The organism is Lysinibacillus sp., from assembly GCF_032093475.1.
Lineage (GTDB): Bacteria > Bacillota > Bacilli > Bacillales_A > Planococcaceae > Lysinibacillus > Lysinibacillus irui.
This window is the reverse complement of record NZ_DAMDAY010000033.1, coordinates 11,270-24,132: the sequence shown is the minus strand read 5'-3', so window position 1 is coordinate 24,132 and position 12,863 is coordinate 11,270. Positions and strand designations below refer to the sequence as shown.

Genomic DNA, 12,863 nt, shown 5'->3' with positions numbered 1-12,863 from the left:
TAGGTAATTTATTAAATCGAACTATTTCCATGATTAATAAATATTATGATGGCATTATTCCTACAGAAAATCTTCAACAAACAGAATTTGATGCAGGTTTAAAAGAACAAGCTGAGTCAGTTCGTATTAAATATGAAGAAAGTATGGAAAAAATGCAATTTAGTGTCGTACTTGCTGATCTATGGACACTAGTTTCACGTACTAATAAATATATAGATGAAACCCAGCCTTGGGTATTAGCAAAAGAAGAAGCGGATAAGCCAAAACTAGGTGCTGTTATGCGAAATTTGGCAGAAAGCTTACACCAAATAGCTGTCATGTTACAACCATTTATGACAACAACACCAAAACGTATGATCGATCAGTTAGGTTTAGATGACAAATTCTTAGCATGGGATACAATTGAAACATTCGGCAATACTATTCCAGCAAACATTAAAGTGGTAGAAAAAGGGATACCTATTTTCCCACGCTTGGAAAATGAAGTTGAAATTGCTTATATTCGTGAGGAAATGCGTGGTTCTGTGAAAACACCACAAGAAGAAGAAACTAATAAGGTTGCCAAGTCTAACGAACATCCAGATATTCCTGAAATTACTATTGATGATTTTATGAAAATTGATTTGCGAGTGGCAACTGTAACTGCATGTGAAACCGTCCCAAAAGCTGATAAATTATTAAAGCTTCAAGTTGATCTAGGATACGAGCAACGCCAAGTTGTTTCAGGTATTGCGAAATTCTATAATCCCGATGAATTAATTGGTCAAAAGGTGATTGTCGTTGCGAATTTAAAACCAGTTAAATTACGTGGAGAGTTGTCACAAGGTATGATTTTAGCTGGTGAAAAAGATGGAATTTTAAAATTAGCATCAGTTGATCCGAAACTTGAAAATGGTGCAAAGGTAAAGTAAAAAACTATGAAAGGCCTGCTGAATAGAAAATATTCGGCAGGCTTTTCAAATCTGGTTGTAAAAAGGACTATTTATTATTCTGAAATAGTTTGTGCGTTGTGAAATAAAGGGATTTTTAGGTATTTTGTATTATAAGTAGAGTTGTCGATTAAGTGTAATGTCACATTACCAAATAGTTTGTAACAAATTTGTAATGCTTACGAAAAATATGAAATAATAAATTTTAATAAAATCGATGTTAGGAGAATGAAGATGTTTATAGATAGCCATGTACATTTAAACGCAGATCAGTATGATGAAGACCTTCAGGCGGTAATAGATAGAGCCCTTGAAGCTAAAGTAGAGAAAATGGTTGTAATTGGTTTTGACCGTAAAACCATTGAAAGAACTATGCAATTGATAGAGCAATATGATTTTGTTTACGGTGTTATTGGCTGGCATCCAGTAGATGCCATTGATTGTACGCAAGAAGATTTGGAATGGATTGAAAAGTTAGCATCACATCCAAAAATAGTTGGCATTGGTGAAACTGGGTTGGACTACTATTGGGATAAATCCCCAAAAGACGTTCAACAAGCACTTTTCCGCAAACAGATTCATTTAGCACAAAAGACCGGTTTGCCAATTATTATTCATAACAGGGATGCAACAGGAGATGTTGTAAGAATATTACGCGAAGAGAACGCAGCATCAGTAGGAGGTGTTATGCACTGCTTTAGTGGGAGTGTAGAAACAGCGCGTGAATGTATAGCTATGAATTTTATGATTAGTCTTGGTGGACCAGTAACATTCAAAAATGCACGTCTGCCAAAGGAAGTGGCTACAGAAATACCTCTAGAGCACTTGATGATCGAAACAGATGCCCCTTACTTGGCGCCACATCCACATCGAGGTAAGCGCAATGAACCAGCATTTGTACCCTTAGTTGCGGAGGAAATTGCGCGTTTAAAAGGGTTGACAATTGAGGAAATTGGACAAGCAACTACAGACAATGCGAAAAAATTTTTTGGGATTGACAATTAACTAGCTTAGATGCCTCCAATACAGGGTTTATGGTTGGCAAAAACAAAGAAGTCAATTTTCAGAGAAATACTTTCGGGTTGACAGTGCCAAAACTAGTCCGTATAATCCAACCTTGTATTAAGGAGGCGTTTTTTCATGTCAAATAATTCCATGAAAAACTTGTTCTTAGGATCATTGAGGAGTAAGCAAACAGTGATAAGAATTATTTCACTTGTCCTGTTTGTATCTGTAATCTCTTTCGTACTCTACCAAGGTACGAAAAAAGCCGTAACGCTTGAAGCAAACGGAGAAACAATCGAAGTATCAACACATGCCAAAACTGTAGAACAATTATTACAAGATCAAAATATAGATGTAGCAGAGCATGACAAAATATCACCCTCTCTGAACACCAAAATTGTTAATGGATTAGCAATTCAATGGGAACAGGCAAAAGAAGTAACTATTTCAGTTGATGGAAATCAGTCAAAAGTTTGGACAACTGAAACACTTGTGAAAGACATTTTGAAGGAAGCAAATATTAAAGTATCTGAACATGACACTTTAGCACAGGGTCTAGATACTGAACTAGGTGCAGAAAACAAAATCGATATTCAAAAAGCGTTTCAAGTAGCGCTTGTCGATGGCGTAAATAAAAGACAAGTATGGTCCACTTCGACTACGGTCGCTAACTTTTTAAAACAACAAGGAATTCAGTTAAATGAATTCGATCGTGTCGAAAATAACCTGGAGGACGTTATTACTCCGGCGAGTAAAATCACAGTAGTTCGCGTAGAAAAGGTTATCGATGTAGTGGAAGACTCTTTAGATTTCGCAGTTGAAAAGAAGCAGGATGCTTCATTGCAAAAGGGTAAACAAAAGGTAGTGGCAACAGGCGAGAATGGCTCAGTTTCTCGTACGTATGAGATTGTCAAAGAAAATGGTAAGGTTGTAGCGAAAAATTTACAATCTGAAAAAGTTTTAAAAGAGCCGAAAAAGAAAGTCGTTGCAGTTGGCACTAAAACAGTTGTTGCAAGTGCACAAACTGTATCACGTGGTTCAGCAGAGCCAGCTAGCGGCAAAGAATTTTATGTAACGGCAACAGCTTATACACCATATTGTGACGGTTGTTCAGGTACATCAGCAACTGGTATAAACTTACGTTCAAATTCTGGATTAAAGGTAATTGCAGTTGACCCATCTGTTATTAAATTAGGCTCAAAAGTATGGGTTGAAGGCTACGGTACAGCTATTGCTGGGGATACTGGTGGCGCAATTAAGGGTAATAAGATCGATATACTTGTACAAACAGATGCCCAAGCACGTAACTGGGGACGTAAGAAAGTGCGTATTAAAGTATTAAATTAAAAAAATTGTAAAATTAATCAAAATGTTTTTTCACAAATGGAGCTTTCCTGTTTTGACTGGCAGGAAAGCTTTTTAATTTGACTATGAAAATTGATAGTGCAAGGAAAAGAGTCAAGTACATAAGATTTTTTGTTCTTGAGGGGCAGGTATAGTAGAAAAAATCACGGGTTTTGCTGCGTATTTGCTGTCTCAATTCAATTAGCTTTAACTGCTATTGGTCAGAAAAATCGGCACAAGCAAGGCAAGGCATTTTGAGCTATTTAGCAAAAGATTTTGTAAGCACTGTATAATGATAAACTCTGTAAGCTGAAATGATATTAGGCTCGTTCCAGCCTTGTATTTCTGTACAAACAGTATCATGCAGTTGTAAAATGGTCAGAAGATAAGGTAGATAGAAAAGAGGAGCCTTTTTGCAAATAAAAGAAATCATAGTTGTTGAAGGAAAAGATGATACGACTGCTATTAAGCGTGCCGTACATGCAGATACTATAGAAACAAATGGGTCTGCTATCTCAGAGGAAACATTGAAGCGAATTCAGCATGCCCAAGAAAAACGTGGTGTTATAGTATTTACGGATCCTGACTATCCAGGACGTCGAATACGTGCCATTATTGAAGAGCATGTTCAAGGTGTGAAACATGCCTTTTTACCAAAAGCCAAAACGATTGCCAAGAACGGTAAAGGGTTAGGGATTGAACATGCTGCTGACGAAGATATAAGAGAAGCTCTACAACATGTTTATACCCCTCAGCATGATGTGCCAAGTGAAGATGATATTACACTAGAAGATTTAATGACAGCACGATTGATTGGGCACCCTCAATCTAAGCAGCGTCGTGATCGTCTAGGAGAAATCTTAAATATTGGAGCAACAAACGGTAAACAGCTTCATAAAAGGTTAAAAATGTTTCAGATTACAGAAAAGCAATTTGGTGCGGCGGTCGCACAGCTAGATCAGGAGGAAAATAATGCATAAGGATATTGCAACACCTATTCGTACTCAAGAAATTTTAAAAAAGTATGGATTTTCATTTAAAAAAAGTTTAGGTCAAAATTTTTTAATTGACCCTAACATTTTAAGAAATATAGTGAGTCATGCAGATTTAACAGAAAACAGTGGTGCAATTGAAGTTGGTCCTGGTATTGGAGCATTAACAGAGCATCTGGCAAGAAGTGCAAAAAAGGTTGTTTCCTTTGAAATTGACCAACGCTTATTACCGGTACTAGAAGATACACTTAGTCCATATAATAATGTGTCTATTATTCATTCTGACATACTTAAGGCTGATGTCGCGAAGGTTATTGCAGATGAAATGCCAGGAATTGAAGATATTATGGTCGTTGCCAATCTACCGTATTATGTCACTACACCAATCTTAATGAAATTGCTCAATGATCGACTGCCAATTCGCGGTTTTGTTGTTATGATGCAAAAAGAGGTAGCTGATCGTATAACGGCTAAGCCAGGAACGAAGGAATATGGTTCATTATCTATTGCGATTCAGTATTATGTGAAGGCCGATATTGCTATGACTGTGCCAAAAACAGTTTTCATGCCACAACCAAATGTAGATTCAGCAGTACTTCGTCTTATCAAGCATGATGAACCACCTGTAAAAGTAATAGATGAGGACTTTTTATTTGTCGTGACTCGTGCTTCATTCGTACAGCGAAGGAAAACAATTTATAATAACCTACAATCAGGGTTGCCAAACGGTAAGGCACATAAGGATTCGATCTTAGAGGCATTAGAGGCAGCTAATATTGAACCAACTCGTCGTGGAGAAACACTTTCTATTCAAGAGTTTGGAAAATTAGCAGATGCACTGTATCCTGTGTTTGCAAAGTAATTTTTGTTAACAATTTTTCTTTGATGTAAAAAAATATATATTTTTTATAAAAAATAAGTTGACAAGTTTTATAAGAGGCTGATAAAATATTATATTTTGTTGACATTTTTGGGCGTTTCGCTTATACTAGTTATTAGTGAGGTGTAAGCGAAAATGCCAAAAACTTTAGCGGACATTAAAAAGTCGTTGGATTGTCATTTGGGTAAACGTTTGCAATTAAAAGCAAACGGTGGTCGCAAGAAAACGGTTGAGTGTGCAGGGATATTACGTGAAACATATCGCGCTATCTTTGTAGTAGAGCTCGATCAAGAAGACAATACGTGCAAGCGCGTATCGTATAGTTACACAGATATTTTAACTGAAGCAGTAGAGATTACATTTTTAGACGAAGCAAAGGCTGCTGTCGCAAAATAGTTTCTAGTACTTATTTCTATATTTTCAAAACACTCATGTATGTTAAAAACTACATGAGTGTTTTGCGTTTTCGCGGGCATACTAAATTCGTCAGTTGTTAAAGGAGGAGTTTATATGCCTAGAAAAGGTATCATGTCACCTCGATTAAAAGAAGAGATCGCAAAAGAACTTGGATTTTATGATGTTGTGCAAAAGGAAGGCTGGGGCGGCATAAAAGCTCGAGATGCTGGTAATATGGTTAAACGTGCCATTGAAATGGCTGAACGGGCAAGTAGTGAGCAAGAGCGTAAGTAGGCTATTTTTGTTAAAGTAGGCAACTTATAAAGTTTCATTCAGCAGGGATGAAAATCCTTACTAACACAACAAATACAACTGACGAAAGAGAACCGATACACCGAAGAGGGTATACGGTTCTTTTTTTCCATTTTCGTATGCCCAATATGGTAAAATAAAATGAATAACCTTGCGCGAAAAAAAGGAACTGTTTATACGTGTAGCTATAAGGGAGGAAGAAATATGCTTTATGTAAAGGCGCCTGCAAAAATCAATTTAACATTAGATGTGCTTTATAAAAGACCAGATAATTTTCACGAAGTAGAGATGGTCATGACAACAGTCGATTTAGCTGATCGTATTAGTCTTGAATCTCGAGAAGATGGAGAAATCCAAATAATCTCTACTGATAATTTTGTACCAAATGATCATCGTAATTTTGCTTATCAGGCAGCGCGTCTCATTAAAGATACATACGGCATTAGACAAGGTGTATCCATTACAATTGAAAAGGAAATTCCCATTGCAGCAGGGCTAGCGGGCGGTAGTAGTGATGCAGCCGCTACTTTAAAGGGTCTCAATGAGCTGTGGGATTTAGGTTTATCGATAGATGAATTAGCAGAATTGGGAGCTAAAATTGGCTCTGATGTTTCATTTTGTGTCTATGGTGGCACAGCATTAGCTACAGGCCGTGGGGAAAAAATAAAGGAATTACCAGCCCCACCAAACTGTTGGGTGGTCTTAGCAAAGCCTAAAATTGGTGTATCTACAGCTGAGGTATATGGAGGATTGAAGGTTGAAGGCTTAGAACACCCAAATACTAAGCAGATGATACAGGCTATTGAAACAAAAGATTATGAGCTATTATGCTCTTCATTAGGGAATGTTCTGGAAACTGTAACATTTAAGTTACATCCAGAAGTTGTGATGTTAAAGGAACAAATGAAGCGTTTTGGTGCAGATGCCACATTGATGAGTGGAAGCGGTCCGACTGTGTTTGGTCTGGTGGATAGTGAAGCTCGAGTAAGCCGCATCTATAATGGTTTACGTGGTTTTTGTGAGGAAGTTTATGCAGTTCGAATTTTAGGTGAGCGAAATACACTTGCTTAGAAACGCAAATTTGTGTTAATTTTACCTATAAATATTCGTGTTTAGGAGAGGGTCGCATGAAATGGAAACGTAGTGAACGACTAGTTGATATGACGTACTATTTACTAGAACATCCACATCAGCTGATCCCGCTAACTTATTTTTCAGAATTATATCAATCTGCGAAGTCATCCATTAGTGAGGATTTAACGATTGTAAAAGAAACTTTCGAAGAAAAAGGAATCGGGTTATTGATGACAGTGCCGGGCGCCGCAGGAGGAGTAAAATATATTCCGAAAATGTCCGAGACTGAAGTACGTTTAGTAATTCAGGATTTAAAGGCAGAGCTTGAACATTCAGATCGATTATTACCAGGTGGGTACCTATTCATGACAGATTTGCTAGGGAACCCAGATTTAATTAATCGAGTAGGGAAGGTATTTGCCTCTGCTTTTGCTGATCAACAAATTGATGTCATAATGACTGTAGCAACAAAGGGTATTTCTATTGCTCACGCGATTGCAAGACATTTAAATGTACCAGTGGTTGTTGTGAGAAGAGATAGTAAAGTAACCGAGGGCTCTACAGTAAGTATTAACTATGTATCTGGTTCTTCCAGAAGAATTCAGACAATGGTATTATCAAAAAGAAGCATGAAAAGTGGACAACGTGTTTTAATTACTGACGACTTTATGAAGGTCGGTGGTACGATGAACGGTATGAAAAATCTATTAGAGGAGTTTGATTGTCAGTTAGCAGGTATAGCGGTGCTTGTAGAGGCTGAACATGCGGACGAAACTTTAGTAGATGATTATTATTCACTTGTAAAGCTTCATGAAGTTAATGAAAAAGATCGAACAATTGCATTAAGTGAAGGTAACTATTTTTCTAGAAGGGGACATGACAAATGAAAGTAGTAGCAACAACAAATGCACCAGCAGCAATTGGACCATACTCACAAGGAATTATTGTTAACGGAATGTTTTATAGCTCAGGGCAAATTCCATTAACAGCATCAGGGGAATTGGTAGAGGGCGATATAACAGCTCAAACAAATCAAGTTTTCGCTAATTTAAAAGCAGTTTTAGCAGAAGCAGGATCTTCTTTAGAAAATGTTGTAAAGACAACTGTTTTTATGAAGGATATGAATGACTTTGTAGCTATGAATGAGGTTTATGCAAGTCATTTTGGTGATCATAAACCAGCTCGTTCAGCGGTAGAGGTAGCTCGACTTCCGAAAGATGTAAAAGTAGAAATAGAAGTAATTGCTATGGTTAAATAAACATAAATTGATAAGCTCACTAAAGGGAACTACGCGTTCTGTTTAGTGAGCTTTTTTAATACTGACAAACAATTGTCAAAAATTCCGTATATAAGAAAAAATATTATTCTAATAAGTATTCAAATTTTTTAGAAAATTTGATAGACTATAAAAAGGAAAATATTCGGTAATCGAGAATATGATATTTTCAATTAGGCATCTAAGAAGAGAGGTGGTGAGAAAATGGAAGTTACTGATGTGAGATTACGTCGGGTACAGACGGATGGTCGCATGCGTGCGATTGCTTCCATTACACTTGACAATGAATTCGTTGTTCACGATATTCGTGTAATTGATGGAAATACTGGTTTATTCGTCGCAATGCCAAGTAAAAGGACGCCGGACGGGGAGTTTAGAGATATTGCACACCCAATTAATTCGGATACTCGCAATAAAATTCAGGAGATCATTTTAAACGAGTATCATAACTCTAGTGAAATAGAGGAAACGACTAAAGAAGAAGAATTAGAAGGAATTGGTGTCTAATCAAAAGGAAATAAATACCTCACTGGGGATTTGCTACAAAATGAATCTATGAAAAGATATAAAGAACTCTTCATGTATGAAGGGTTCTTTTTATTTTGATAAAAAGAGAATATGAGCTTTTTTAGGATATACTTCATGACATTCGAGCATATGGTGCAGTGGTTTTTGTAATTCATCTTTTTGTCAACTCTACATGCCTTGAAAATAGATGAATTTTGCTATATAGTCATAAGAGAAAATGAGCGTATTGGAGGACTTACAGATGAGCAATGTTTTTGCTGTCATTTTGGCTGCAGGTCAAGGTACACGTATGAAGTCCAAATTATATAAAGTGCTCCATCCAGTATGTGGGAAACCAATGGTACAACATGTGGTGGATCATATTCAAACGTTAGATGTAAATCGCATTGTAACGGTTGTAGGACATGGTGCAGAAAAAGTGCAATTACAGCTAGGAGATAAAAGTGAGTATGTTCTGCAGGCAGAACAGTTAGGGACAGCACATGCTGTTCAACAGGCTGAAGAAATTTTAGGTAATGAAGAAGGTACAACTTTAGTTGTCTGTGGAGACACACCCCTTATTCGACCTGAAACAATGCAGGCTTTATTCGAACATCACCAAGCTAAAAATGCTAAAGCAACAATTTTAACAGCGATTGCTGAAAATCCAACTGGCTATGGTCGTATTTTACGTGGCGAGAACGGACAGGTGGAACAAATTGTTGAGCAAAAGGACGCATCGGCAGAACAGCAATTAGTAAAAGAAATAAACACTGGCACATACTGCTTTGATAACAAACTGTTATTTGAAACATTAAAGCTTGTGAAAAATGATAATGCACAGGGCGAATTTTATTTACCTGATGTCATTGAAATTTTACAAAAACAAGGCGATATTGTAGAAGCATATGTGACGGATGATTTTGAAGAAACGTTAGGTGTCAATGATCGTGTAGCTTTGTCACAGGCAGAGACATTAATGCGTGCAAGAATTAATGAAAAACATATGCGTAATGGTGTGACGATTATCCACCCAGAAACAACTTATATTAGCGCAGATGCAGTAATTGGTCGTGATACAATCATTCAACCAGGTTCAATGATTGAGGGTGCTACTGTTATTGGTGAGGATTGCATTATTGGACCAAACACTCAAATTGCAGATAGTCGTATCGGTGATCGTACAACTGTACATTCCTCTGTAGTACGTGAAAGCGCTATTGCAGAAGATACAGCAATTGGACCATATGCTCATATTCGACCGCTTTCAGAGATCGGTAGTCATGTGAAAATTGGTAACTTTGTAGAAGTGAAGAAAAGCAAGCTAGATAATGACACGAAAGTATCGCATTTAAGTTATATTGGTGATGCTGAAATCGGTAGTAACGTCAATATTGGCTGTGGTTCCATTACAGTAAACTATGATGGAAAAAATAAGTTCAAAACGATTATTGAAGATGATGTATTTGTAGGATGTAATACTAACTTAGTAGCACCAGTGAAAGTTGGAAAAGGTTCATTTATTGCAGCAGGTTCTACAATTACAAAAGAAGTTCCTGAAGATGCACTTGCAATTGCGCGTGCAAGACAAGAAAACAAACCTAATTATGTAAGCAAATTAAATTCAAAATAATTATCAACTAAACAGGAGGCCATCATGCCGTATCATTATGCAAACTCACAATTAAAAATATTTTCTCTTAATTCTAATAATCCATTAGCTCAAGAAATTGCGCAGGAAATGGGTGTTGAATTAGGAAAATCTTCTGTTAAGCACTTCAGTGATGGAGAGATTCAAATTAGCATTGAAGAAAGTATTCGTGGTTGTGATGTGTTTATCGTGCAGTCTACTTCTGCACCTGTAAACGAACATTTAATGGAGCTTTTAATTATGGTGGATGCAGTTAAACGCGCATCTGCTCGTACAGTAAACGTTGTAATGCCTTATTATGGCTATGCACGCCAAGACCGAAAAGCAAAAGCGCGCGAGCCAATTACAGCTAAATTAGTGGCGAACCTTCTAGAGACTGCTGGTGCAACACGTGTAATCGTACTAGATTTACACGCACCTCAAATTCAAGGTTTCTTTGATATCTTAATCGACCACTTAATGGCAGTACCTTTATTATCAGATTACTTCAAATCTAAAGGTATTCCAGCAGAAGAAATCGTTGTTGTTTCACCTGACCATGGTGGGGTAACACGTGCTCGCAAAATGGCTGAACGTTTAAAAGCACCGATTGCAATTATTGACAAGCGACGTCCAAAACCAAATGTTGCGGAAGTTATGAACATTGTTGGTAATGTAGATGGTAAAGTGGCAATCTTGATTGATGATATTATTGACACAGCAGGTACGATTACAATTGGTGCTGACGCATTACGTGCTGCTGGTGCAAAGGAAGTTTATGCATGCTGTTCTCACCCTGTATTATCTGGTCCAGCAATCGAACGTATTGAAAACTCTGCTATTAAAGAGTTAGTTGTGACAAATACAATTCAGCTTGCAGACGAGAAAAAGTCTCCGAAAATTACTGAGCTTTCTGTAGCAAAATTGATGGCTGATGCGATTTCTCGCGTTTATGAAAACAAATCTGTAAGTACACTATTTGATTAATAATAAATATAGACAAATCCATCTTTTTAGATGGATTTGTTTTTTTTTATGTTAAATGATTCGGACATAAGTTCATCTTGGGAATAAATAATCGAGTGTTTTTTGTGTGATTCTTCATATAAAGGGGTATAATAGAAAATGTGACTTAATAATATTTACTCTATCAAATAATAAGAGATAAATATTATCATAGCCTACAACATATTGCTTGTTGATAAGGCGTAAATAATTTTCTTGGAAGGGGAATAAAGAAGTATGAGTACAGTATTAAGTGTTAAAAAGCGCGAAACTGGGCATCGTTCGACATTAACCCAACTTAGAAAAGGGGGAGCCATTCCTGCGGTTATTTACGGCTATAAATTAGATTCAACCCCAATTTCTATTTCTGCAAAAGAATTTGTTAAGTCCATTCAGAGAAATGGACAAAATAGTGTGTTTTCACTTGAGTTAGAGGGGCAAAAAGTGAATGCTGTTGTGTCAGAAATACAGCAATGTTCATTAAAGGATGAAGTAAATCATGTCGACTTTTTAGCCATTAATATGGCTGAGGAGTTAGAAGCTGATGTTCCGATTAAACTAATGGGTCAGTCAGTCGGTGTGAGTGAGGGCGGTATTTTAATGCAGCCTAACTTAGAATTGAAAGTGAAGGTAAAACCAGCAGAGTTACCTGAATCGATTGATGTTGATATTTCAACATTGAAAATTGGAGAATCCTTAACTGTAAAAGATATTCGAGATCATATACCTGTTGAAGTTATTGATGAAGATGATTATATATTAGTAACGATTATAGCGCCTGCTTCAGTAGAAGAAGAGACTATAGACGGTGTGGAAGAGCAAGAATAAAAATAAATAATAGGTAAGGCTAGTAAGAAAGTTGAGCTTTCTTATTAGCCTTATTTTTTATGCGGTTTAAGAATTGTACAAAATGCTTTCTATGTGTGCTGTATGGTAAAATAATGACTATTAGATTGAAAGAAGAGAGGTACTTATGAAAATTATTGTTGGTTTAGGAAACCCAGGTAAACCTTATGAGCATACAAGACATAATATTGGCTTTGATGTAATTGATGCGATAGCAGAAAAATGGGGGACGCCTTTAACAAATTCAAAATTTAATGGAATGTACACAACTGTACATCGACCTGAAGGAAAGGTTCTACTTGTTAAACCTTTAACATATATGAATTTATCAGGGGAATGTATTGGTCCCCTTATGGATTATTTTGATATTGATGTAGAGGATTTAATTGTAATTTATGATGACTTAGATTTAGAAACAGGAAAATTGCGTCTGCGACAAAAAGGTAGTGCAGGCGGCCATAACGGCATTAAATCTTTAATTCAACATTTAGGTACCCAGGAATTTAATCGTATTCGAGTAGGAATTAATCGTCCACCTGCGGGCATGAAAGTTGCAGACTATGTCTTAGCGAAATTTTCAAAGGACGATCAGGTTCTTATGGAAGAAGCCATCGAAAAATCTGTAAATGCAGTCGAAGCATCTCTTTCAAAGCCGTTTCTTGATGTG

Annotated in this window: 15 protein-coding genes; all 15 read left to right on the top strand. The window is 36.8% G+C overall.

All coding sequences use genetic code 11. The features are described from left to right. Positions 1-911, top strand: a 911-nt coding sequence (gene metG, locus RT445_RS09460) for a methionine--tRNA ligase subunit beta (RefSeq protein ID WP_313470459.1), incomplete at its 5' end; no start/stop codon positions are given. A 252-nt stretch (positions 912-1,163) separates the two neighbouring features. Further along, positions 1,164-1,934: a TatD family hydrolase gene (locus RT445_RS09455; RefSeq protein WP_274795152.1), complete on the top strand. Its 771-nt coding sequence runs from the start codon at positions 1,164-1,166 to the stop codon at positions 1,932-1,934. A gap of 135 nt (positions 1,935-2,069) precedes the next feature. Next, entirely contained in the window at positions 2,070-3,281 is a 1,212-nt protein-coding gene (locus RT445_RS09450; RefSeq protein ID WP_274795153.1) for a resuscitation-promoting factor, read from the top strand. Positions 3,282-3,691: 410 nt separating this feature from the next. Beyond that, entirely contained in the window at positions 3,692-4,258 is a 567-nt protein-coding gene (rnmV, locus tag RT445_RS09445; protein ID WP_274795154.1) for a ribonuclease M5, read from the top strand. Further along, positions 4,251-5,132: a 16S rRNA (adenine(1518)-N(6)/adenine(1519)-N(6))-dimethyltransferase RsmA gene (gene rsmA, locus RT445_RS09440; protein ID WP_274795155.1), complete on the top strand. Its 882-nt coding sequence runs from the start codon at positions 4,251-4,253 to the stop codon at positions 5,130-5,132. Before rnmV ends, rsmA begins: the two co-directional genes overlap by 8 nt. Before the next feature lie 153 nt (positions 5,133-5,285). Next, a complete protein-coding gene (veg, locus tag RT445_RS09435; RefSeq protein WP_004229199.1) occupies positions 5,286-5,546 on the top strand; it encodes a biofilm formation stimulator Veg in 261 nt (86 codons plus the stop codon). Between the two features lie 114 nt (positions 5,547-5,660). Next, on the top strand, positions 5,661-5,840 hold the full coding sequence (locus RT445_RS09430) for a small, acid-soluble spore protein, alpha/beta type (RefSeq protein ID WP_004229193.1): 180 nt from the start codon (positions 5,661-5,663) through the stop codon (positions 5,838-5,840). A gap of 222 nt (positions 5,841-6,062) precedes the next feature. Then, positions 6,063-6,929, top strand: coding sequence for a 4-(cytidine 5'-diphospho)-2-C-methyl-D-erythritol kinase (ispE, locus tag RT445_RS09425; RefSeq protein WP_274795156.1), 867 nt, complete (start codon positions 6,063-6,065; stop codon positions 6,927-6,929). Positions 6,930-6,985: 56 nt separating this feature from the next. Beyond that, complete coding sequence (gene purR, locus RT445_RS09420; RefSeq protein ID WP_274795157.1) at positions 6,986-7,819, top strand: pur operon repressor; 834 nt, start codon at positions 6,986-6,988, stop codon at positions 7,817-7,819. Continuing rightward, positions 7,816-8,190 carry a RidA family protein gene (locus RT445_RS09415; protein ID WP_274795158.1) on the top strand — a complete coding sequence of 125 codons (375 nt, stop codon included), beginning with the start codon at positions 7,816-7,818 and terminating at the stop codon, positions 8,188-8,190. The genes purR and RT445_RS09415 overlap by 4 nt, the downstream gene beginning before the upstream one ends. 222 nt (positions 8,191-8,412) lie before the next feature. After that, positions 8,413-8,715 carry a septation regulator SpoVG gene (spoVG, locus tag RT445_RS09410; protein WP_274795159.1) on the top strand — a complete coding sequence of 101 codons (303 nt, stop codon included), beginning with the start codon at positions 8,413-8,415 and terminating at the stop codon, positions 8,713-8,715. Between the two features lie 262 nt (positions 8,716-8,977). Next, complete coding sequence (gene glmU, locus RT445_RS09405) at positions 8,978-10,348, top strand: bifunctional UDP-N-acetylglucosamine diphosphorylase/glucosamine-1-phosphate N-acetyltransferase GlmU (RefSeq protein WP_274795160.1); 1,371 nt, start codon at positions 8,978-8,980, stop codon at positions 10,346-10,348. 24 nt (positions 10,349-10,372) lie between these two features. Further along, positions 10,373-11,332: a ribose-phosphate diphosphokinase gene (locus RT445_RS09400; RefSeq protein WP_274795161.1), complete on the top strand. Its 960-nt coding sequence runs from the start codon at positions 10,373-10,375 to the stop codon at positions 11,330-11,332. A gap of 255 nt (positions 11,333-11,587) precedes the next feature. Continuing rightward, positions 11,588-12,178, top strand: coding sequence for a 50S ribosomal protein L25/general stress protein Ctc (locus tag RT445_RS09395; RefSeq protein WP_274795162.1), 591 nt, complete (start codon positions 11,588-11,590; stop codon positions 12,176-12,178). Positions 12,179-12,323: 145 nt separating this feature from the next. Then, the coding region (gene pth / locus RT445_RS09390; protein WP_313470454.1) for an aminoacyl-tRNA hydrolase at positions 12,324-12,863 on the top strand (540 nt) is incomplete at its 3' end.